18 protein-coding genes are annotated in these 21,689 nt (G+C 71.7%); 16 read left to right on the forward strand and 2 right to left on the reverse strand.

What is annotated here, in order from left to right:
- Positions 1-67: 67 nt before the first annotated feature.
- The 5 genes from AB0898_RS14600 to AB0898_RS14620 all read left to right on the forward strand — a co-directional run bounded on the left by AB0898_RS14600 (position 68) and on the right by AB0898_RS14620 (position 3,911).
- Positions 68-673 carry a YdbC family protein gene (locus tag AB0898_RS14600; RefSeq protein WP_361117428.1) on the forward strand — a complete coding sequence of 202 codons (606 nt, stop codon included), beginning with the start codon at positions 68-70 and terminating at the stop codon, positions 671-673.
- A gap of 80 nt (positions 674-753) precedes the next feature.
- On the forward strand, positions 754-1,413 hold the full coding sequence (locus AB0898_RS14605) for a histidine phosphatase family protein (RefSeq protein WP_366803259.1): 660 nt from the start codon (positions 754-756) through the stop codon (positions 1,411-1,413).
- 73 nt (positions 1,414-1,486) lie between these two features.
- Positions 1,487-2,392 (forward strand): ADP-ribosylglycohydrolase family protein, encoded by a 906-nt coding sequence (locus AB0898_RS14610; protein WP_366803260.1) that lies wholly within the window; start codon positions 1,487-1,489, stop codon positions 2,390-2,392.
- Positions 2,393-2,508: 116 nt separating this feature from the next.
- Entirely contained in the window at positions 2,509-3,210 is a 702-nt protein-coding gene (locus AB0898_RS14615; protein ID WP_366803261.1) for a ribonuclease HII, read from the forward strand.
- 68 nt (positions 3,211-3,278) lie between these two features.
- A complete protein-coding gene (locus AB0898_RS14620; RefSeq protein ID WP_366803262.1) occupies positions 3,279-3,911 on the forward strand; it encodes a hypothetical protein in 633 nt (210 codons plus the stop codon).
- A gap of 221 nt (positions 3,912-4,132) precedes the next feature.
- On the opposite strand, the gene AB0898_RS14625 is transcribed toward AB0898_RS14620, so the two are convergent.
- Positions 4,133-4,753: a hypothetical protein gene (locus AB0898_RS14625; protein ID WP_366803263.1), complete on the reverse strand. Its 621-nt coding sequence runs from the start codon at positions 4,751-4,753 to the stop codon at positions 4,133-4,135.
- A 333-nt stretch (positions 4,754-5,086) separates the two neighbouring features.
- On the opposite strand from AB0898_RS14625, the gene AB0898_RS14630 reads away from it, so the two are divergent.
- The 7 genes from AB0898_RS14630 to AB0898_RS14660 all read left to right on the forward strand — a co-directional run bounded on the left by AB0898_RS14630 (position 5,087) and on the right by AB0898_RS14660 (position 15,934).
- On the forward strand, positions 5,087-7,237 hold the full coding sequence (locus tag AB0898_RS14630; RefSeq protein ID WP_366803264.1) for a RecQ family ATP-dependent DNA helicase: 2,151 nt from the start codon (positions 5,087-5,089) through the stop codon (positions 7,235-7,237).
- 180 nt (positions 7,238-7,417) lie between these two features.
- Positions 7,418-9,061, forward strand: a complete 1,644-nt coding sequence (locus AB0898_RS14635) for a DUF4192 domain-containing protein (RefSeq protein ID WP_366803265.1) — start codon at positions 7,418-7,420, stop codon at positions 9,059-9,061.
- Between the two features lie 75 nt (positions 9,062-9,136).
- Positions 9,137-9,895, forward strand: coding sequence for an NUDIX domain-containing protein (locus tag AB0898_RS14640; protein ID WP_018547362.1), 759 nt, complete (start codon positions 9,137-9,139; stop codon positions 9,893-9,895).
- Between the two features lie 136 nt (positions 9,896-10,031).
- Positions 10,032-11,837, forward strand: a complete 1,806-nt coding sequence (locus tag AB0898_RS14645; protein WP_366803266.1) for an ABC transporter ATP-binding protein — start codon at positions 10,032-10,034, stop codon at positions 11,835-11,837.
- Between the two features lie 161 nt (positions 11,838-11,998).
- Positions 11,999-12,886, forward strand: a complete 888-nt coding sequence (locus tag AB0898_RS14650; protein ID WP_366803268.1) for an FCD domain-containing protein — start codon at positions 11,999-12,001, stop codon at positions 12,884-12,886.
- 526 nt (positions 12,887-13,412) lie between these two features.
- Positions 13,413-14,942: an RNA polymerase sigma factor gene (locus tag AB0898_RS14655; RefSeq protein ID WP_366803269.1), complete on the forward strand. Its 1,530-nt coding sequence runs from the start codon at positions 13,413-13,415 to the stop codon at positions 14,940-14,942.
- A gap of 122 nt (positions 14,943-15,064) precedes the next feature.
- A complete protein-coding gene (locus AB0898_RS14660; protein ID WP_366803270.1) occupies positions 15,065-15,934 on the forward strand; it encodes a serine protease in 870 nt (289 codons plus the stop codon).
- Positions 15,935-16,049: 115 nt separating this feature from the next.
- Here the strand turns inward: AB0898_RS14660 and AB0898_RS14665 are convergent, their stop codons facing one another.
- Positions 16,050-16,280, reverse strand: coding sequence for a hypothetical protein (locus AB0898_RS14665; protein ID WP_366803271.1), 231 nt, complete (start codon positions 16,278-16,280; stop codon positions 16,050-16,052).
- Positions 16,281-16,719: 439 nt separating this feature from the next.
- Here AB0898_RS14665 and AB0898_RS14670 point away from each other — a divergent pair, with 439 nt between their 5' ends.
- The 4 genes from AB0898_RS14670 (at position 16,720) to AB0898_RS14685 (ending at position 21,622) form a co-directional block, all read left to right on the forward strand.
- The gene (locus AB0898_RS14670; RefSeq protein WP_366803272.1) at positions 16,720-18,843 is read left to right on the forward strand and encodes a DNA topoisomerase IV subunit B; all 2,124 of its coding nucleotides are present in this window, start codon (positions 16,720-16,722) and stop codon (positions 18,841-18,843) included.
- Positions 18,844-19,161: 318 nt separating this feature from the next.
- Entirely contained in the window at positions 19,162-19,788 is a 627-nt protein-coding gene (locus AB0898_RS14675; RefSeq protein WP_407078344.1) for a DUF1453 domain-containing protein, read from the forward strand.
- On the forward strand, positions 19,785-20,936 hold the full coding sequence (locus AB0898_RS14680) for a histidine kinase (RefSeq protein ID WP_366803273.1): 1,152 nt from the start codon (positions 19,785-19,787) through the stop codon (positions 20,934-20,936). Before AB0898_RS14675 ends, AB0898_RS14680 begins: the two co-directional genes overlap by 4 nt.
- A complete protein-coding gene (locus tag AB0898_RS14685) occupies positions 20,933-21,622 on the forward strand; it encodes a response regulator transcription factor (protein WP_366803274.1) in 690 nt (229 codons plus the stop codon). Before AB0898_RS14680 ends, AB0898_RS14685 begins: the two co-directional genes overlap by 4 nt.
- The last annotated feature ends 67 nt before the right edge of the window (positions 21,623-21,689 follow it).

Here is a 21,689-nt window from a genome sequence, read left to right on the forward strand (position 1 = left end):
GCGTCCGCGCGGGGGATATGAGCCGGAGCGTGACCGACGCCACGTCCCGGGGCCTTACGATGGCGCAGTGCTGGTCAAGTGGATTCGCTGCACCGTCGTGGACCGCCGGGGGTTCGAACGGGGACAGCGGAAATGGGCGGGGCTTCTGGGGGAGCCGGGATTTCGGGGACAGGGCGGAGGCTGGAGCCGGCAGCGGCCGGGCGTGGCGCACATCTTCGCCTTCTGGGAGAGCCGCGCCTTCTACGACTCCTTCATGGCGCGCTCGCACGACCGCCTCGCCGCGTCGCAGTCCGGCACGTTCAAGGACAGCCAGGTCAAGCTGTTCGAGTACCGCTTCGACGTGAAGACCGGCTTCGAACCCCGGTTCACCGACGCCGACCTGATCCGCGTCGCCCTGTGCCGCGCGCACGAGGAGCGCGTCGAGCACTTCACCCTCATGCAGGAGAAGGTCTGGAACCCCGCCATGGCGGGCTCGCCGGGCATGATCAGGGGCATGTTCGCCGAGGCACCCGCGCACGAGTTCCTGGTGCTGTCCATGTGGCGCTCGGCCGCCGAACACGGCAAGTACCGCACCGAACGTGTGGAGCGCCTCGCCCTGCGCGCCCAGACCGAGGCGGACATCGCCGCCCTCTCCGGCGACATCGTGGAACTGGAGCCGTCCTGGACGGTCTGAGACGCCCGGAGCGTGTGACCTACGCCGTAGGAAACCGGTATGCGTGCGCGCCCGTTACCGGGGCGATCTAGGGTGCTGGCATGGCACGACCACGGCGCATCATCCTTGTCCGGCACGGCGAGTCAACGGGCAACGTCGATGACTCCGTGTACGAGCGCGAACCCGACCACGCCCTCGCCCTGACCGAGCGCGGCCGGCGACAGGCCGAGCACACCGGCGAGCGGCTCCGCGAGATCGTCGGCGACGAACGCGTGAGCGTGTACGTCTCCCCGTACCGCCGCACCCACGAGACCCTGGACGCCTTCGGCCTCGATCCCGTGCGCATACGCGTGCGCGAGGAGCCCCGGCTGCGCGAGCAGGACTGGGGCAACTGGCAGGAGCGCGGCGACGTACGCCTCCAGAAGGCCTACCGCGACGCGTACGGCCACTTCTTCTTCCGCTTCCCGCAGGGCGAGTCCGGCGCCGACGTGTACGACCGGGTCGGTGGCTTCCTGGAGAGCCTCTTCCGCAGCTTCGAGGAGCCCGACCACCCGCCGAACGTCCTCCTGGTGACCCACGGCCTGGCCATGCGGCTGTTCTGCATGCGCTGGTTCCACTGGACCGTGTCCGAATTCGAGTCGCTGTCCAACCCCGGGAACGCCGAGCTGCGGATGCTCGTTCTCGGGGAGAACGGCAAGTACGCCCTCGACCGGCCCTTCGAGCGCTGGCGCGAACCCGTGCCGTACTGGATAGGCGGTTGAGGGCACGACGCGGGTCCGGGGTGGCTGAATATCGGATGATCGAGCGCCGGGTCCATGGATAGGCTGACCGAAGATGACCTCCGACTCCTCCTCTTCCGGGCGCCTCGGCCGCGCCCTGGCCAGCCTGCGCGGACTCGCGGTGGGCGACGCGCTCGGCTCGCAGTTCTTCGTCCCGGTGAACTACCCCCTCCTGGGCCGGCGCGAGCTGCCCGAGGGGCTCTGGCAGTGGACCGACGACACGGAGATGGCCTGCTCGGTCGTGTCCGTCCTCGCGGCCCACGACCGGGTCCACCAGGACGCCCTGGCCCACTCCTTCGCCCACCACCACGACTTCGACCGCGGCTACGGCCCCGCCGTGAACCGTCTGCTGCGCCTCGTCCGCGAGGGTGGCGACTGGCGTGAACTGGCCGCCCGGCTCTTCCAGGGCCAGGGCTCCTGGGGCAACGGCGCCGCGATGCGGATCGCCCCGCTCGGCGCCTGGTACGCCGACGACCCCGAGCAGGCCACCCACCAGGCGGAGATCTCCGCCTACCCCACCCACCAGCACCGGGAGGCCGTCGCTGGCGCCATGGCGGTGGCGGCGGCCGCCGCCCTGGCCGCCTCCCCGGACGGCCCGCCGGCCCCTGAAGCGCTCCTGGACGGCGTCATCGCCCTGGTGCCGAGAAGCGCCGTGGCGGCGGGCCTCAGGCGGGCCCGGGACATGCTCGACTACGAGGACGCGGCCACCGTCGCGGCCGTCCTCGGCTGCGGCCGCCGTACCAGCGCCCACGACACCGTCCCGTTCGCCCTGTGGTCCGCCGCCCGCGCCCTCACCGACTTCGAGCAGGCGTTCTGGACGACCGCCCAGGCGGGCGGCGACGTGGACACGACCTGCGCCATCGTGGGCGGCGTCCTGGCCGCGGGCATGGCCGGCGCCCCGCCCAGGGCGTGGTCGGAGCGGACCGAGGAACTGCCCGCATGGGTTCCCGACGGCCGCTGACGACCGTGGGCGACGCACGCTTCGGACGCCGGACGGCCCCGCCCCGGCCGTCCGAGACGCCGTAGGGAGGGGCGGGGTGTCGCACCCCGCTCCGGGCGGCGTACGCTAAGGGCGCCATGCCGTACGAACCACCCACTCATACCGTCGAGCGCTCCCTGCGCGCCACGACCGGAGCGAAGGTCATCGCCGGCGTCGACGAGGTGGGACGCGGCGCCTGGGCCGGGCCCGTCACGGTCTGCGCGGCGGTCACCGGACTCCGGCGTCCGCCCGAGGGACTCACCGACTCCAAGCTGCTCACGGTCAAGCGGCGTACGGAACTGGCCGGAATACTCCAGACATGGGTGACGGCCTACGCCCTGGGACACGCCTCCCCCGAGGAGATCGACGACCTGGGCATGACCGCCGCACTGCGCCTGGCCGCCGTACGGGCGCTGGAGTCGCTCCCGGTGCGTCCTGACGCGGTGATCCTCGACGGCAAGCACGACTACCTCGGCGCTCCCTGGCAGGTGCGCACGGTGATCAAGGGCGACCGGTCGTGCGTGGCCGTCGCGGCGGCCTCGGTGATCGCCAAGGTGCGGCGCGACAAAATGATGGCCGAACTCGGCGTCGGCCATGCAGACTTCGGATTCGCGGACAACGCCGGGTATCCCTCACCCGTGCACAAGACCGCACTGGAGGAGCGGGGCCCCACCCCGTACCACCGCCTGTCGTGGGCGTATCTTGATGCGCTGCCCCAGTGGCGGCATCTCAAGAAGGTCCGCAGCCGGGCCGACGGAGGCGCTCCGGAGATCGAAGGCCAGCTCGGCTTCGACTTCTGACGGTTCCGTTCGCACTGATGTGCCACCCGGCCGTCAGTGTCGTTTCAATGTTTGATAAAAATCAGCTCATGCCTCTCATTCCCGAGGAGCCTCAGATTCACGAGAGTGCCCAGGGTTCCAGCGTCACGGCGGCCAGCGGCCGCGTCGCGCCGACCCCTCGCCCCGTACCCGGCCCCCGCCCCGCGGCTTCGGCCCGCCCCGGTCGTCCCGGCCCTCCGCGGCCGGCTCCGCCGGTGCAGCGCATGCCGCGTGACGTGGCCCCGGCCGAGCCGAGCCCGTCGGGCCCGGCCGCTGCCGCCGCCCCCGCGGCAACCCCGCAGATTCAGCTGATCCCGGTTTCGGCCGAGGGTGCGCTCGACGCCGCCGAGGAGGCGCTGGACCTGCTGCTCGACTCGGGCCGTTCCCCGGGTGAGGTGCTGGTGATCACCACCGGCGCCCAGCACCCGTGGACCGAGCACGAACTGTCCTTCGGTGAGGCGTCCTACTGGGCGCAGCACGACGCGGGTGACGACGTGTTCTACACGGACGCGTCCTTCGCCGCCCGCGCCGCCTCCCGTCCCGTGGTCGTCGTGGCCGTCAACGGGGGCAGCACCGAAACCGCCACCACCGCCCTCTCCGCGGCCCACTCCCGGGCCGGAGCCCTGCTGATCGTCTGCGGCGACCCGCAGCAGATCAACTCGGTTCTGGGCGCCGGCGTCTGACCCCGGGCGGCACGGGTCGCCGGTCGCTCCGGTGACGTCCGTGCCGTCGTACGGCCCCTGCCGTGCCCGGAGCGTCGTCCGGTGGCCGCCCCTGTCATGAGGGCGGCCACCGGACGACGATTCGCGTTCATGGTGCGTGAGCGTTCATGGTGCGCGATACCGATCGGGCGGCGGCTCTGTGCCGCCGCCGATTCGCGGGTGTACGTGCCGTGCAGCCGGGGTCAGCGGGCCGCCGCCCGGCGCAGCACCTCGGAGACCGGACCGCCGGTTCGCGGTGCCAGCGGCGGGACCTCCGACAGGGCGAACGGCTCCGGTGCCGAACCGGCGTGGGGACTACGGCCCCCGCGTCCCTCGCCCAGCACCTGCCAGCCCTCCTGGGTCAGCGTGATGTAGGCACCGCAGCGCAGCCCGTGCAGCGTGCACGCGTCGCGCAGCCCCCACATCCAGGCGCCGTCCTCCTCGGTCCAACGCGCTTCGCCCTCGCGGCAGTAGAGCAGCACGGCGGTGCGCACCGGGGTGCGGCGGCGCAGGTCGTGCGGGATGATCCGACGCAACTGGTCGAGCAGGGCGTTGCGGAACATCCAGCCGTCGGCCGGGGCCGGGCGCCGCGTGAACGAGGCGCTGGCACAGAGCCGTTCGTCGGGATCGAGCACGGCCACGACGGCCGTGGACGGTCTGGGGCGATGGCGGACGTGCAGCCCGCCCACGACCTCGCGCGGGTTGCGCAGCAGCGGGATTCCGGCGGCGGCCCACTCGGCGGGTTCGAGCAGACGGCTGGCGGAAGCGGCGGTCACGGACGTCGACAACGAGGCCGCCGAGGACGAGGCGAATCCGAAGGTCACGTTCCTCCCTTCGGCTACGCGCCCACACTGCGGGCGAGGTCGGATTCGGGGGAGCGCGCACCGCAGTAAAGCCCAGCCGGAACACGGGCGAGCCGTGCGGGGAGCGGACTTCAATTCTTCCTGTCGAACTTGGATGCGGCAACGAGCAATTGGGGCCGCCGACGGTTATCTGGTGGTCCGTTACTTATATCCCTACCCCCGATGACCACCCACGACGCCTCCGGCGACCGTTTCGCGCCCTTTCCGCGCCCCGGCGCCGACGCCCGCTCGCAAGGGGGTGCGTCGCGCCGGCCGGATTCGCCGATTGTCGGTGCCATCGGGTTGCATGGAGGCATGGACGATCTCACGCTCCGCACCGAAGCCGATGCGGTTCTCGCCGAGCTGGTCGGCGCCCCGGAGGGCACGGCACGGCTGCGGGAGGACCAGTGGCAGGCCGTCGCCGCCCTGGTGGAGGAGCACCGGCGGGCACTGGTCGTGCAGCGCACCGGCTGGGGCAAATCGGCGGTGTACTTCGTGGCCACCGCGCTGCTGCGCTGCCGCGGCGCCGGTCCCACTGTGATCGTCTCGCCCCTGCTGGCGCTCATGCGCAACCAGGTCGAGGCGGCGGAGCGGGCCGGCATCCGCGCCCGCACCATCAACTCGGCCAACCCGGAGGAGTGGGACACCATCCATGAAGAGGTCGAACGCGGCGGGACCGACGTCCTCCTGGTGAGCCCCGAGCGCCTCAACTCCGTGGACTTCCGGGAGAACATGCTGCCCAAGCTCGCCGCCACGGCCGGGCTGCTGGTGGTGGACGAGGCGCACTGCATCTCCGACTGGGGACACGACTTCCGGCCCGACTACCGACGGCTGCGCACCATGCTGGCCGAGCTGCCGGCGGACGTGCCCGTCCTGGCCACCACGGCGACCGCCAACGCGCGCGTGACGGCCGACGTGGCCGAGCAGCTGGGCACCGGTGGCGCCGGCGCCCTGGTGCTGCGCGGGCCGCTGGACCGCGAGAGCCTGCGGCTCGGCGTCCTGAAGCTGCCGGACGCGGCACACCGGCTGGCCTGGCTGGGAGAGCGGCTGGGCGATCTCCAGGGCTCCGGGATCATCTACACGCTGACGGTGGCGGCGGCCGAGGAGGTCGCGGCCTACCTGCGCCAGCGCGGCTATCCGGTGGCCTCCTACACCGGCAAGACCGAGAACGCGGACCGCCTCCAGGCGGAGGAGGACCTGCTCGCGAACCGGGTGAAGGCGCTGGTGGCGACCTCGGCCCTCGGCATGGGCTTCGACAAGCCCGACCTGGGCTTCGTGGTGCACCTGGGCTCGCCCTCGTCCCCGATCTCCTACTACCAGCAGGTGGGCCGCGCGGGACGAGGCGTGGAGCACGCGGACGTACTGCTCCTGCCCGGCCGCGAGGACGAGGCGATCTGGGCCTACTTCGCCTCGGTGGGCTTCCCGCCCGAGGAACAGGTACGGCGCACCCTGTCGGTGCTGGAGCAGGCGGGCCGCCCCCTGTCGCTGCCCGCCCTGGAGCCGCTGGTGGAGCTGCGGCGCTCCCGCCTGGAGACCATGCTGAAGGTCCTGGACGTCGACGGCGCGGTCAAGCGCGTCAAGGGCGGCTGGACCGCCACCGGTCAGCCATGGGTCTACGACGCCGAGCGGTACGCGCGCGTGGCCCACCAGCGCGAGGCCGAACAGCAGGCCATGCGGGACTACGTGGCGACCACCGACTGCCGGATGGAGTTCCTGCAGCGCCAGCTCGACGACGAGAAGGCCACCGCCTGCGGCCGCTGCGACAACTGCGCCGGACCGTGGCTCGACCCCGCCGTCGCACCCGGCGCCCTCGCCGCGGCGCGGGGCGAACTCGAACGCCCCGGCGTGGAGATCGAGCCGCGCCGGATGTGGCCCACCGGAATGCCCGCGATCGGAGTCGAGCTCAAGGGCCGCATCCCCGCAGGGCAGCAGGCGGCCGTGGGCCGCGCACTCGGCAGGCTCTCGGACATCGGCTGGGGCAACCGGCTCCGCCCCCTGCTGTCACCCCAGTCGCCCGACGGTCCCGTACCGGACGACGTGCTCTCCGCCGTCGTGACGGTGCTCGGCGACTGGGCCCGCTCCCCGGGCGGCTGGGCGAGCGGTGCGGCGGAGGCGACACCGCGCCCGGTGGGTGTGGTCGCGATGCCCTCCCGCACCCATCCCCACCTGGTCACCTCCCTCGCGGAAGGCGTCGCCCGCATCGGCTGGCTGCCCCTCCTCGGCACCCTCACCCTGACCGACGACCACCCCACCCCCCGCAGCAACTCCGCCCAGCGGCTGCGGACCCTGACCGCGTCCCTGGCGGTCGCGCCCGAGCTCGCCGCTGCCCTTACCGCTGCCCCTGGTCCGGTGCTCCTCGTGGACGACTACACGGACTCGGGCTGGTCTCTGGCGGTGGCGGCGCGGCTGTTGCGGCAGGCGGGGGCGGAGGGGGTTCTGCCGCTGGTGCTGGGGGTGGGCGGGTAGCGAGCGAGGGGCGGGTTCTGGGCGCCGGGTTCTGCACGGCTGGGGGCTGGCCGCCTGAGGGGTGGCCGCCTGTGGACTGTTTGCCGGTGGGCCGTTCGCCGGTCGGCGTCTTGGCGTGTCCCTGATCCGACTTATCCACAGGCCCCAGCGGGATTCGGCGAACTGCGAGATCGTCAGCGCATGACGAATCACGGCGAAACGGCTGGACCGTTCGAGAACGGTGAGAACAGGGACTTTCCGGGAGGCGGGGCGGGCTCCGGGGCGGGAGGTGGTGCCGGGGGCGGCCCGGCGGAGGTGCCGTTCGGCGGCCGGAGTGCGCACGACGCCCAGGTCACGTTGCGTACCCCGGCCGAGCTGGCCGACGCGCTGCCCTATCTGCTCGGGTACCGGCCCGAGGACAGCATGGTCCTGGTCGCGCTGTACGACAGCGACGGTCCGGGCAGGTTCGGCGGGCGGGCCCGGCTGGGCATTCCCGCGAGCGAGGAGGACTGGAGCGCGGCCGCCCGACAGGTGGCCAGGGGACTGGTGCTGGGCAGCGAGCGGCGCGGGGCGCGTGCGGAGCGGATGGTCGCGTACCTCTGCCAGGAGCCACGGCCCGGCGAGTCCGGGCGGGACGTCATGCGCCGGCTCGGCCCCCTGGCTCAGCTGCTGCGTACCGAGTGCGGCGGCCTGGACGTCCCGGTGATCGAGGCGCTGTGCATCTCGGACGGGCGCTTCTGGTCCTACGTGTGCCCGGTCGACGCGTGCTGTCCGGCCGAGGGCACCGTGATGGGGCTGCCCGGCACCTCGGTGCTGGCGGCGGCGGCCACCTATGCCGGGCTCCAGGTGCGGGGCACGCTGCGTGAACTCCGCGCCAGGATGCTGCCGTGGGAGACCTCCGCCGCCCTGGAACAGGAGATCGCCCTGGACGCGGCGGGCCTGTCCCTGGTGCCCCGCATCCTGGACGAGGCGAGCCGGGAAGAGGTGGCGGCCGAGACCCTGGACCTCGCCGAACGGGTCATCGGCCGCTTCGCGCAGGCGCCCCCGGTGTCCGGTACGCACCCGGCGGACCTGTGTGACGACACGCTGCTCGCGCACGATGAGGCGGCCGCGCTGATCCTCGGCCTCCAGGACCGCACGACACGTGACCGTGCGGCCGCCTGGATGGAGGGCGACGAAGCGGCACCCGCCCTGCGGCTCTGGCGTGCCCTGGCCCGCCGCTGCGTCGGCCCCTACCGCGAGCACGCCGCCGCCCCGCTGACCCTGGCCGGCTGGGTCGCCTGGTCCACCGGTGACCAGCTGGAGGCGCGAGAGGCCCTGGCGATGGCCCTCGGAGCGGACCCCGACTATCTCTTCGCCCGCCTGCTGCACCAGGCCTGCAACGAAGGAATCGACCCGGAGAAGGTCCGGCGCTGCCTCCGCGTGGAGCGGGCGAACCGGGGGCGGGGGGCGGGACCGGAGGGAGCCGGCGCCGAGCGGGCGGACCGGGAGTGGGAGGCGGACCCAGAGGGCGTCGCCGTGGATCAGGATCCGGGTGCGGGCGGGCCACCCGCACCGTGCGCTCCCGAGGGTGCCTCCGCCCCCGAACCGGACGATCAGACTCACCACGACGACCGGGCCGAGAGCGACCCCGCCACGCCACCCACGCCCCCCAACTCACGCCGTCGGCACCGAAGCCGGCCCTCGGGGCACACCGGCCCCGACAGCACCGGCCCCACCCGCGCGGGCACCGCCCGTCGGCGCCCTCCAGGCCGGCGCACGGACTCCTCCTCGGCCGCAGCCACCCGGCCGGGAAGCGTGAGGCGGGACACCACCCGGACGTGCGCGACCGACGGAGAGAGCTGACGACAGCCGTCCGTCTTCGCGACGGCGACCGGAGAAGGGAGTGTTTATCGTCAAGGAGACGACTAAGATCGCCTTATGCCCTACGACCCGTCAGCGTTTCCGCCGTTCGCCGTCACCGTGGACCTGGTCGTGTTGACCGTTCGCCGACATGCCCTGTGCGCGCTGGCGGTACGCAGAGGCGAGCAGCCTTTCCAGGGGCGTTGGGCGCTCCCCGGCGGATTCGTACGGGCCGACGAGGACCTGTCCCAGGCGGCGGCACGGGAACTGGCCGAGGAGACCGGGCTCCGGGCCCACGACCCCGCCGTCCCGGCCCAGGACAACGGCGCGCATCTGGAACAGCTCGCCACCTACGGCGATCCGAAGCGCGACCCGCGCATGCGGGTGGTCAGCGTGGCGCACCTCGCCCTCGCCCCGGACCTCCCCGCACCCCGCGCGGGCGGCGACGCGAGCAACGCCCGCTGGGCGCCGGTCGAGGAACTGCTCCAGCAGGGCGGGTACGGCCGGGACGGCGAGCCCGTGGCGCCGCTCGCCTTCGACCACGGCCAGATCCTCGCGGACGGGGTGGAGCGGGCCCGCTCGAAGATCGAGTACTCGTCGCTGGCCACGGCGTTCTGTCCGCCCGAGTTCACGGTCGGAGAGCTGCGCCGCGTCTACGAGGCGGTATGGGGTGTGGCTCTCGATCCGCGCAACTTCCACCGCAAGGTCACCGGGACGCCGGGCTTCCTCGTGCCGACCGGCGGGACGACCACCCGCCAGGGCGGCAGGCCCGCCCAGCTCTTCCGGGCCGGCGGTGCCACCCTGCTCAACCCGCCGATGCTCCGGCCCGAGGTCTGAGGCGGGTGCCCGAGGCGGGCGTCCGAGGTGTGCACGTCCCCGAACGGCGCACCCGGGTTGCGCGGCTCCGCATGCCACAGTAGAGCGAATCGGGTCATAGGCAATAAAACGGACTTCGCGCGCTATCTTGCTTCGGGTGATCCAGGCTGTCGGACTGACCAGCAATCCCCGCAAGGCCCAACCGCCCGTCGTGGACGACGTCTCCTTCGAGGCGCGCGCCGGGCACCTCACCGTTCTGCTCGGAGCGGCGGGGGCGGGCAAGACGACCGTGCTCGGGCTGATGCTCGAACTCCGGCAAGGGCGTGGCATCACCTACTTCAGAGGGCGCCCCCTGCACCGGATCGCCCACCCGTCCCGCGAGGTGGGTGTCGTGCTCGGCGACGTGCCCGGACACCCCGCCCGCACCGTCCGCGGCCACCTGCGGATGCTCTGCGCGGCGACCGGAGTCCCCGCCCGGCGTGCCGACGAAGTCCTCGAAGCGGTCGGGCTCGTCAGCCTGCGCGAGGAACGGCTCGGCACCCTGTCGCGCGGCATGGACCGTCGACTGGGTCTCGCCTGCGCCCTGCTGCCCGACCCGCACACGCTCGTTCTGGACGAGCCCACCGCCGGTCTCTCGCCCGCCGAGGCCCGCTGGACGCACACCGCCCTGCGCGCCTACGCCGACCAGGGCGGCACGGTGCTGCTCACCACCGCCGACCCCAAGGAGGCCGCGCGGACGGCCGATCACGTCGTCACCCTCGACGGCGGCAGAGTCGTCGCGGACCAGGAGGGAAGTGAGTTCGCCCGCACCAGACTCCGCCCCCGGGTCGCCGTACGCAGCCCTCAGGCGGCACGCCTGGCGACCCTGCTCACCAAAGAGGCGCGCATCGAGCGTCGTTCGGTCGAGGTCGTGGCGGAGGGAGGCAACCGTATTTCCGTGTACGGCAGTACGACCGCCGACATCGGTGAGACGGCGTACCGGCACCACATCATGGTTCATCAACTGGCCGACGAAATCGGCGACATGGGGCCTGGCGGGGAGCGGGTGGACGCCGCCGGGGCTGAGGGGGAGTCGGCCGCCGGGACCCCGGAGGCCGAGAGTGTCACCCCCGACGGCACTTCGCCGGTGGCCGAAGTCGCCCTGGCCGACAGTGCTTCGTCCCCCTTGCCGCCCCCCATCTCCGTGCGCTCCACGCCCAGTCCGCTGCGCCCCCTCCGGTACGAGCTGCGGCGTGCCGCCGGGATTCGTACCGGGTTTCTCGTCGGCGGGGTCGTCCTGCTGGTGTCCGCGCTCATCGCCGTACTGCTGGCCCGGATCGGGCACACCCCGCAGGAGCGGCTGTTCGCCGCCTGGCCGAGGGAGTTCCCGCTGCCGCCCGTGGCGCTGGCGGCGGGGCTGCTCGGCGCGCTGTCCTTCGGGGACGAGTTCCGCCATCCCGCGCTGGCGGTGGACCGCGTGACCGTGCCCCGGCGGCTGGGCCTGCTCATGGCGAAGCTCTCCGTCTCCGGGGTCACCGCCGCGATCCTGGCCTTCCTCGCGCTGGGATGCGACGCCGAGGCGCTCTATCTCCTCTACGGCCGGGAATTGACCCAGGTTCCCGAGGACTGGCTGTCGATGGGCGTGAGTTGGTTCGCGCTCGTGATCGGGTGCGCGTGGGCCGGAGTGCTGGCGGCCGGTGTCTTCCGCTCGACCACGGCGGGGCTCGCGGCCGTGCTCGCGGTGCCGGTGGCCGTCGTACCGCTGGTGCGGCAGGTGTTCGAAGGGACGACCGTGCGCACCGCGGCCGGAATCACGGTCCGGATGCACGACCTTCTGCTGCTCCAGTGGCCCTTCGGCGGCGAACGCTATGTGCTGGCGGTGATCCGTATCGTCGGCCAACCCGTCGGCGGCGCAATGGTGTTGTCGCTCGGCGCGCTGCTGTGCGCGTATCTGTTCACGGCGCCGCGCGTCAGGGTCAGGTGAGGCCCGGCGTACGGTTCCCGCTCCACTGTGCGCACAACTCCCCGCAGAAAGCCCGTTTCTTTACGATAAGGCGTCAATTGCGACGGGGTGAGCGATCACCCTTTCGTGTGCTTTTCACCAAAGCCCTCAAGGCAGTTGGAGGCAACGCCGACAAAGGATGCGTGAGTACCCTTGCGCACACCATGATGACCGCCGCCCGCTCCGCCGACTCCGGTCTGGCCGGCCCGGGCGAAATCGACCGTTACCCCTACGCCGAGGCTCCGGTGGCCGATCGCGCCGCCGTGCCCGCCTGGGAGGGGGCAGATTCCGAGCTGGTCCGTGTCGGCCGGCGTACCGCGGGCAGCCGCGGGCGCGGATTGCACGGCCAGCTCGTCCAGCAGCTGGGTCAGATGATCGTCTCGGGTGACCTCGGGGCGGACCGCCCGCTGGTGCCCGAGGAGATCGGCCAGCGTTTCGAGGTCTCCCGCACCGTCGTCCGCGAATCCCTCCGGGTCCTGGAGGCCAAGGGCCTCGTCAGCGCCCGGCCGAACGTCGGCACGCGGGTGCGCCCCGTGAGCGACTGGAACCTCCTCGATCCCGACATCATCGAGTGGCGGGCCTTCGGCCCACAGCGCGACGACCAGCGCCGCGAGCTGAACGAGCTGCGCTGGACGATCGAGCCGCTCGCCGCCCGCCTCGCCGCCGGGCACGGCCGCGAGGAGGTGCAGCAGCGCCTGTCCGACCTGGTCGAGATCATGAGCCACGCCCTCTCCGGCGGTGACGCGCTGACCTTCTCGCGGGCCGACACCGAGTTCCACGCCCTGCTCATCCAGGTCGCGGGCAACCGGATGCTGGAGCACCTTTCCGGGATCGTCTCCTCCGCGCTGCACGTCTCCGGCGGCCCCGTCACCGGCTGCGACCGGCCCACCGAGACCTCGCTCACCCAGCACGGCCGGATCGTGGACGCGCTCGGCGCGGGCGACGGCGGTGCGGCCGAGGCGGCCATGCGCCAGCTCCTCACCGTCCACCCCGAGGTGGAGCGCGTGGTCCCGGCGCCGCGCGAGCACTGACCGGCACCGCGAGCGAACGTGAGGCGAACGTGAGCTGAGGCGAGCGAAGCGGTCGTCGGCAGGTGGTGCCCCGCGCCGGGCCGGGTGCACCACGGATGAGGGTGGTCCTGTCGGTGGTGGTGATGGCGGTGCCGGGCTCGGGGCCCCGCCGTCGCGACCCCGCCGGTTCCCCCGGGGATGCGGTGTACGTCGCGCGGCGGGGCGGACCGTCGAGAGTGGTGGCTCCGGTCCCGGCCGAAAGCCGGCTCGTCTCGTTAGGATGAAAAGAGCCCGTTCTGCTCGTGTCCGACAACTTTTGACCGCTTACGGGGTGTGACTCGGGCCACGCAGATTGGGCGTAACGCTCGTGGAGACAGCGCGATGACCTAAGAGGTAAAGCCGCGGAGGGAATACGGACGCCGTACCAGGCGCTGTGTGACTTCCCCGGCCCCGCCCGCGCCGTCGGCCCATCCCCAGGCCGGTGGTCGGTTCCTGTCCGTGTCGGACGGAGCCGGAAGCCGTTTTCCAACGTTCCGAGAGGTTGTTCGTGTCGGCCAGCACATCCCGTACGCTCCCGCCGGAGATCGCCGAGTCCGTCTCTGTCATGGCGCTCATCGAGCGGGGAAAGGCTGAGGGGCAGATTGCCGGCGACGATGTGCGTCGGGCCTTCGAAGCCGACCAGATTCCGGCCACTCAGTGGAAGAACGTTCTGCGCAGCCTCAATCAGATCCTTGAGGAAGAGGGTGTGACGCTGATGGTCAGTGCCGCAGAGCCCAAGCGCACCCGCAAGAGCGTCGCAGCGAAGAGCCCCGCCAAGCGCACCACCACCAAGACGGTCGCGGCGAAGACGGTGACCACCCGCAAGGCCACGACTTCCACGACCGCCCCGGCCGCCTCCGCGGCGGGTGACGACGAGGACGCCGCCCCCGCCAAGAAGGCCGCGGCCAAGAAGACCACCGCCAAGAAGACGGCCGCGAAGAAGACCACGGCCAAGAAGACCGCGGCGAAGAAGACGACGTCCAAGAAGGACGACGGCGAGCTCCTCGAAGACGAGGTCATCGAGGAGACCAAGGCCGCCGACGAGCCCGAGGGCACCGAGGCCGCCGGCTTCGTGCTGTCCGACGAGGACGAGGACGACGCGCCCGCGCAGCAGGTCGCCGCGGCCGGCGCCACCGCCGACCCGGTCAAGGACTACCTGAAGCAGATCGGCAAGGTTCCCCTGCTCAACGCCGAGCAGGAAGTGGAGCTGGCCAAGCGCATCGAGGCGGGCCTGTTCGCCGAGGACAAGCTCGCCAACTCCGACAAGCTCGCCCCGAAGCTCAAGCGCGAGCTGGAGATCATCGCCGAGGACGGCCGCCGCGCCAAGAACCACCTGCTGGAGGCCAACCTCCGTCTGGTGGTCTCCCTGGCCAAGCGGTACACCGGCCGCGGAATGCTCTTCCTGGACCTGATCCAGGAGGGCAACCTCGGTCTGATCCGCGCTGTCGAGAAGTTCGACTACACCAAGGGCTACAAGTTCTCCACGTACGCCACCTGGTGGATCCGTCAGGCGATCACCCGCGCCATGGCCGACCAGGCCCGCACCATCCGTATCCCGGTGCACATGGTCGAGGTCATCAACAAGCTCGCCCGTGTGCAGCGCCAGATGCTCCAGGACCTGGGCCGCGAGCCCACCCCGGAGGAGCTGGCCAAGGAACTCGACATGACCCCCGAGAAGGTCATCGAGGTCCAGAAGTACGGCCGCGAGCCCATCTCGCTGCACACCCCGCTGGGCGAGGACGGCGACAGCGAGTTCGGTGACCTCATCGAGGACTCCGAGGCCGTCGTCCCCGCCGACGCCGTCAGCTTCACGCTCCTCCAGGAGCAGCTGCACTCGGTGCTCGACACGCTCTCCGAGCGCGAGGCCGGCGTCGTCTCGATGCGCTTCGGTCTCACCGACGGTCAGCCGAAGACCCTCGACGAGATCGGCAAGGTGTACGGCGTGACGCGCGAGCGCATCCGTCAGATCGAGTCGAAGACCATGTCGAAGCTGCGCCACCCGTCGCGCTCGCAGGTCCTGCGCGACTACCTGGACTAGTCCAGGCCGTATGACGGCGAAGGCCCGGTTCCCCCTGCGGGAGCCGGGCCTTCGTGCTGCGGGCGGGCGCGAAGTGGATCACTCTGGGTGTCTCATCGCCACCCTGAGTGAGGAGCGCCTCGATGCGTCGTACCGTTGCCCGGATGCTGATCCGGCCGCTGATCCTGGCGGCCGTCCTGACCGCGATACCCCTGGCCGGGGCGGCTCCCTCGGCCGCCGGCGGCGTGGTGGTCGGGGGATTCCCGATCGATGTCTCGACGGCGCCGTGGACGGTGGCGCTGTCCAGCCGTGACCGGTTCGGGGGTACGCGGGCGGGGCAGTTCTGCGGCGGGGTGGCCGTCGCGCCGACCACGGTGCTCACCGCGGCGCACTGCCTGTCCGAGGGCGCCCTGGGCGGGCCGCCCGAGAACGTCCGCGATCTCAAGGTCATCGCCAACCGCACCGATCTGCTGTCGGGGGACGGCGAGGAGATCCCCGTACGCAAGACCGAGGTCAACCCGGACTACGACGCCGCGGCGAACTCCGGCGACTTCGCCGTTCTCACGCTCGCCCGGCCGCTGCCGGAGAACACCCTCGTGCGCATGGCGGAAGCGGGTGACGCGGCCTACGCGGCCGGTACGGAGGCGCTGGTGTCGGGGTGGGGCGACACCAGCGGGCAGGGTGCCTACGCGAAGCAGCTGCACGCGGCCCGGCTGCACGTCCTCGCGGACGAGGTCTGCGCCCGCGCCTACCCGGGCGGGGCGGAGGGTGCCTACCGCGCCGACACGATGCTGTGCGCGGGCGAGGAGGCCGGTGGTCCCGATGCCTGCCAGGGGGACAGCGGTGGCCCGCTCGTCGCCGGCGGGCGGCTGATCGGGCTGGTGTCCTTCGGGAACGGCTGCGGGCGCCCCGGAAGCCCCGGCGTCTACACGCGGGTGTCCGAGGTCGCGAAGGTGCTGGGAACGGCTCAGGGGGCCGTCAGTCGCCGTACAGCCGCCTTCGGTGGCGGCTGAGGGGTCTCTTCCGGCTGTGAGTCCGGTTACGAGCGACGGGCGGCCGCTTCCGCGAGGGGAGCGGCCGCCCGCTCACCGGCCTGGTGCCGGGGCTGGCTCGTCGGGTGTGCGAGGTTCAGCGCTCTTCGGTGGAGGCGGTGCCCGGAAGGGACGTCAGCCGCTCCGTCTCGTCCTGTATCTCAGCGGCGATCTTCTTGAGTTCCGGCTCGAACTTGCGACCGTGGTGGGCGCAGAAGAGCAGTTCGCCGCCGCTGAGCAGGACGACGCGCAGGTATGCCTGGGCGCCGCAGCGGTCGCAGCGATCGGCGGCCGTCAGGGGGCTCGCGGGGGTCAGAACAGTAGTCACGTCGCCTCTTCTCTAGCTCGACGAGCTGTCGTACCAGGGTCAACATCCAACCAGCCCGAAATCGTTCCCGCTCGGGGGTTTCCGTCGGAAAAATCTTTCCGGGTGGCTGTCTGCTGCCGGTTGGCGGCGAATGTGCCGTAGTGCGTTTCTTGTGTGCTTACGGGTTCGCGCTCATTCGGTCTGTGTCCTCCCGGCTGGGTTGCCGGTTGTTCATGAGGACGTGCCCGGAGCCTAAATGGTTCATGCCTCGAAGGGAACGTGATGTGGGTTTCACTCCATCGTGTGATCGAACGCTCGTACGAGCGTGCACTAGGGTGAGTTCCCCGACGAGGGTGGCGTTACACCGGCTCTACCAGGCATCGGTACCCTCTGAGCGGCGACCGAAGCCGGCCCCTTACCCATGAGGGGCTCATCTGAAATTCAGCGAGGAGCGAACCGCGTGACCGCCGATACGTCCGTGCCGTCCACAGCGCTGCTGGCAGGAGCAGACCGCGACGGTTCCAACTACACCGCGCGGCACCTCCTCGTCCTCGAGGGCCTTGAGGCCGTGCGCAAGCGCCCGGGCATGTACATCGGCTCGACCGACAGCCGCGGTCTGATGCACTGCCTCTGGGAGATCATCGACAACTCCGTGGACGAGGCCCTCGGCGGCTACTGCGACCACATCGAGGTGATCCTCCACGACGACGGCTCCGTCGAGGTGCGGGACAACGGCCGCGGCATCCCCGTGGACGTGGAGCCGAAGACCGGCCTGTCCGGCGTCGAGGTCGTCATGACCAAGCTGCACGCGGGCGGCAAGTTCGGCGGCGGCTCCTACGCGGCCTCCGGCGGTCTGCACGGCGTGGGCGCCTCCGTGGTGAACGCGCTCTCCGCGCGCCTCGACGTCGAGGTCGACCGCGGCGGCCACACCCACGCGATCGGCTTCCGGCGCGGCGTGCCCGGCGCCTTCACCGGCGAGGGCGCCGACGCCAAGTTCGAGCCCAAGAGCGGCCTGGTCAAGACGAAGAAGATCGCCAAGGCCCGGACCGGCACGCGCGTGCGCTACTGGGCGGACCGGCAGATCTTCCTCAAGGACGCCAAGCTCTCGCTGGAGAACCTGCACCAGCGGGCCCGCCAGACCGCCTTCCTGGTGCCCGGCCTGACCATCGTCGTGCGCGACGAGATGGGTCTCGGCGAGGGCGGCAGCAAGGGTGAGGAATCCTTCCGCTTCGACGGCGGCATCAGCGAGTTCTGTGAGTACCTGGCCGCCGACAAGCCGGTGTGCGACGTGCTCCGCTTCTCGGGCCAGGGCACGTTCAAGGAGACCGTCCCGGTTCTGGACGAGCACGGTCAGATGACCCCGACCGAGGTCACCCGCGAGCTGGGCGTCGACGTCGCCCTGCGCTGGGGCACGGGCTACGACACGACCCTGAAGTCCTTCGTCAACATCATCGCCACCCCCAAGGGCGGCACCCATGTCGCCGGCTTCGAGCAGGCGATCACCAAGACGATGAACGAGATGCTGCGCGCCAAGAAGATGCTGCGCGTGGCCGAGGACGACGTCGTCAAGGACGACGCGCTGGAAGGCTTGACGGCGGTCGTCACGGTGCGTCTGGCCGAGCCGCAGTTCGAGGGCCAGACCAAGGAGGTGCTCGGCACCTCGGCCGCCCGCCGCATCGTGCACAACGTGGTCTCCAAGGAACTCAAGGCGTTCCTCACCTCCAGCAAGCGGGACGCCGCCGCCCAGGCCCGCGTGGTCATGGAGAAGGTCGTCGCCGCCGCCCGCACCCGGGTGGCCGCCCGCCAGCACAAGGACGCCCAGCGGCGCAAGACCGCCCTGGAGTCCTCGTCCCTGCCCGCCAAGCTGGCCGACTGCCGCAGCGACGACGTGGACCGCAGCGAGCTGTTCATCGTCGAGGGCGACTCCGCGCTCGGCACGGCCAAGCTCGCGCGCAACTCCGAGTTCCAGGCCCTGCTGCCCATCCGGGGCAAGATCCTCAACGTGCAGCGCTCGTCCGTGACCGACATGCTCAAGAACGCCGAGTGCGGCGCGATTATCCAGGTCATAGGGTCGGGCTCGGGGCGCACGTTCGACATCGACGCGGCCCGCTACGGCAAGATCATCATGATGACCGACGCCGATGTCGACGGCTCCCACATCCGCTGTCTGCTGCTGACGCTGTTCCAGCGCTACATGCGGCCGATGGTCGAGGCGGGCCGGGTCTTCGCCGCCGTGCCCCCGCTGCACCGCATCGAGCTGATCCAGCCGAAGAAGGGGCAGGACAAGTACGTCTACACGTACTCGGACCGTGAGCTGCGCGACAAGCTCATGGAGTTCCAGCGCAAGGGCATCCGGTACAAGGACTCCATCCAGCGCTACAAGGGCCTGGGCGAGATGGACGCCGACCAGCTGGCGGAGACCACGATGGACCCGCGCCACCGCACCCTGCGCCGCATCAACCTCGCCGACCTGGAGGCCGCCGAGGAGGTCTTCGACCTGCTGATGGGCAACGACGTGGCCCCGCGCAAGGAGTTCATCTCCAGCTCGGCGGCGACGCTGGACCGGTCGCGTATCGACGCGTAGGCGCTGCGCTCGGCTTCGGCCGGGGCTTCGGCCGGGGCATCGGTCGGGGCGTCGGTCGGGCGGGTGAAAGTGCCGGCGGCCCGAGGTGCCGGGTGGCCGTGGCGAGCTTGGAAGGGGCGGGGAGGGCCTGGGTGGGCCCTCCCCGCCCCTTCGGGGTTTCCCCCCAGGGCGTCTCCACCCGTGGGTGGAGGACAGGGCGGCTCGGGTTTCCACCCGTGATCCACCCCCGCTCCGATCTCCCGGCTCCCGGATTTCCGTAACTTCGAAGGCATCGGCAGCGCTCGCCGCCGAATCCCCTTCTCGCTCACGGAGGCAGCCATGTCCGGGCTGGTCAACGCGCTGGTGATCGTGGTCATCGCCGCCCTTGTGATCGCGCGGCAGTTCCGCGCCCGTGCGATCGACACCGACCGGCGCTGGTGGCTGCTGCCCGCGATCCTGGCCTTCATGGCGCTGCGCGGCCCCGGCATACTCGACGACCACCACCGCGTCGGCTCGGCCGCCCTGCTCGCCGTCGAGATCCTCGTCGGCCTGGCCGTCGGGGCCGGCTGGGCGTGGACCTCCCGGCTGTGGACGGCGGAGGACGGCGTCGTCTGGACCAAGAGCACCAGGGCGAGTGGGCTGGTGTGGGCCGTGGGCATAGCCCTCCGGGTCGGTCTCTTCGGACTCGGCCGCGGCTTCGGCATCCACCAGGACAGTTCCGCGCTGATGCTCGGTCTCGCCGCGACCCTGCTCGTCCGCACCGGGGTCCTGACCTGGCGGGCCCGGACGCTGGGCTCCGCGACCGTTTCGCCGGGCGCCGCCACTGCCTCTCCGGGCGCTGCCACTGTCCCTCCGGGCGCCCCCACCGTCGCTCCGGGCACCGCGACCGGCGGCCTGGGCTCCGCCGGAGGTTCGGGCCCGGCGTACGGTGACGGAACGCGGCCGGCCTGGAAGGAGCGCGTGTGAACGAGAACATGTGGACCCGCTGGCCGTCCCGCGAGGCGTTGGGCCGCAGCGGCGTCTCCCAGGCCAAGCGGCTGTACTCCCGGGCGGTCAGGGTGCTGCTGCTCGCCGTGCTGCTGTGGGGCGCCTTCAGCCGGAAACAGCTCGGCATCGGGAGCGCGGCCATAGCCGTCGCCGTCGTGCTGCTCGCGGCCGCCGCCGCGTGGGGCTTCTTCCGGACGACCTACGCACACCGGCTCCTGCCGTCCCTGGCCCTCGTCTCCGCCCTGCTGGGCATCGCGGTCTTCGCGCAGGCCACGGGCTTCGGCGGACCCGCCCTGGTGATCTGGTGCGGCTGCGGGATCACCGCGCTCCAGCGGCTGCCGCTCGGAGCCGCCGTGCCGGTGGCGGCGGTGGCCCTCGCCTCCTACTCCGCGGTCAACAACGACGTGTGGCTGACCACCGCCGCCACGGTGGTGGGGATGGCTCTGGCCGGCTACGTCCTGCGGCTGGACGCGGAGTCCCGGGGCAACGCGCAGCGGCTGCTCGCCCAGGAGCGGGCCGCCCGGGAGGCCGAGGCGGAGTCGGCGGCGCTGGGGGAGCGGGCGAGGATAGCCCGGGAGATCCACGACGTGCTGGCCCACAGCCTCTCCGCGCAGCTGGTCCACCTGGAAGCGGCCCGGCTGCTCATCGAACGCGGCGCCGACCGGGAACAGATCCTGGAGCGGGTGGTGGCCGCGCGGGGCATGGCCCGGGACGGACTCGACGAGACCCGGCAGGCGCTGTCGGCGCTGCGGGGCGAGCTGAGCCCGCTGGAGGAGTTCCTGACCGGTCTCGTCAGCGGGACCGACGGCGCCGAGGTCACCGTCACGGGTGAGCGCAGACCGCTGCCGGCCGAGTGCTCCCAGGCCGTGCGCCGGGTGGCCCAGGAGGCGATGACGAACGTCCGCAAGCACGCCCGGGGCGCCACCGTGCGGGTCCGGCTGGACTACGGCGAGCGCGAGGTGACGCTGGACGTCCGCGACGCCGGGGGCCGTCCGGGGGAACTCGCCGGCTCCGGCGGCGGATACGGTCTGCTCGGTATGCGGGAGCGCGCCGAACTGCTGGGCGGCTCGCTGGACGCGGGGCCGGACGAGGAAGGGTTCGCGGTGACATTGAAGGTGCCCGTATGACAGGGGCGGACGGAGGGAGGAAGGCCGCGCGCGTGGTGGTCGCCGACGACCAGACGGTCGTGCGGGAGGGCATCGTGATGCTGCTCGGGCTGCTGCCCGGCCTGGAGGTCGTCGGCGCGGCGCGGGACGGCGAGGACGCGGTGCGGCTCGTCGGTGAACTCGACCCGGACGTGGTGCTGATGGACCTCAGGATGCCCCGCTGCGACGGGGTGGAGGCCACCCGGCTCATCCGCGGCCGCTATCCGAGGACGCAGGTCGTGGTGCTGACCACCTTCGCGGACGACGACTCGCTGTTCGCGGCGCTGCGGGCGGGAGCGCGGGGCTATCTCACCAAGGACGCGGGCGGGGACGAGATCGTGCGGGCGGTGGAGAGCGTCCTGTCGGGAGACGCGGGGCTCGCCCCGAGTGTCCAACGCCGTCTGCTGGAGCGGCTGTCGGAGACCGAGGCCGCTGCCACGCCCCAGCCGCCAGAGGCGCCCGACGGACTCACCGCGCGCGAGATCGAGGTGCTGGTGCTGATCGCGGAGGGGCTCACCAACCAGGAGATCGCGCGTAAGTTGCACGTCTCCACGGCGACGGTGAAGACGCACATCAACAACCTGTTCGCGAAGACGGGGCTCAAGGACCGTGCCCAGGCGGTGCGTTACGCGTATGCGAAACGTCTGGTGCGGCCGAGGGCGGAGTGACTTGCCTCACCTGATGGGGTGAAGTGATACGGCAGGAGCTGTCGGGGAACTTCCCGATCTGTCCATC

Origin of the sequence: Streptomyces sp. NPDC005435, assembly GCF_040703155.1 — a bacterium.
GTDB lineage: Bacteria > Actinomycetota > Actinomycetes > Streptomycetales > Streptomycetaceae > Streptomyces.

Excerpts from the sequence above, each read along its gene's own strand:
- AB0898_RS14635 (WP_366803265.1), top strand. The coding sequence starts at position 7,418 with ATGACGAATCACGGCGAAACGGCTGGACCGTTCGAGAACGGTGAGAAC.
- AB0898_RS14610 (WP_366803260.1), top strand. The coding sequence starts at position 1,487 with ATGACCTCCGACTCCTCCTCTTCCGGGCGCCTCGGCCGCGCCCTGGCC.
- AB0898_RS14620 (WP_366803262.1), top strand. The coding sequence starts at position 3,279 with ATGCCTCTCATTCCCGAGGAGCCTCAGATTCACGAGAGTGCCCAGGGT.
- AB0898_RS14605 (WP_366803259.1), top strand. The coding sequence starts at position 754 with ATGGCACGACCACGGCGCATCATCCTTGTCCGGCACGGCGAGTCAACG.
- AB0898_RS14630 (WP_366803264.1), top strand. The coding sequence starts at position 5,087 with ATGGACGATCTCACGCTCCGCACCGAAGCCGATGCGGTTCTCGCCGAG.
- AB0898_RS14615 (WP_366803261.1), top strand. The coding sequence starts at position 2,509 with ATGCCGTACGAACCACCCACTCATACCGTCGAGCGCTCCCTGCGCGCC.
- AB0898_RS14685 (WP_366803274.1), top strand. The coding sequence starts at position 20,933 with ATGACAGGGGCGGACGGAGGGAGGAAGGCCGCGCGCGTGGTGGTCGCC.
- AB0898_RS14640 (WP_018547362.1), top strand. The coding sequence starts at position 9,137 with ATGCCCTACGACCCGTCAGCGTTTCCGCCGTTCGCCGTCACCGTGGAC.
- AB0898_RS14675 (WP_407078344.1), top strand. The coding sequence starts at position 19,162 with ATGTCCGGGCTGGTCAACGCGCTGGTGATCGTGGTCATCGCCGCCCTT.
- AB0898_RS14660 (WP_366803270.1), top strand. The coding sequence starts at position 15,065 with ATGCGTCGTACCGTTGCCCGGATGCTGATCCGGCCGCTGATCCTGGCG.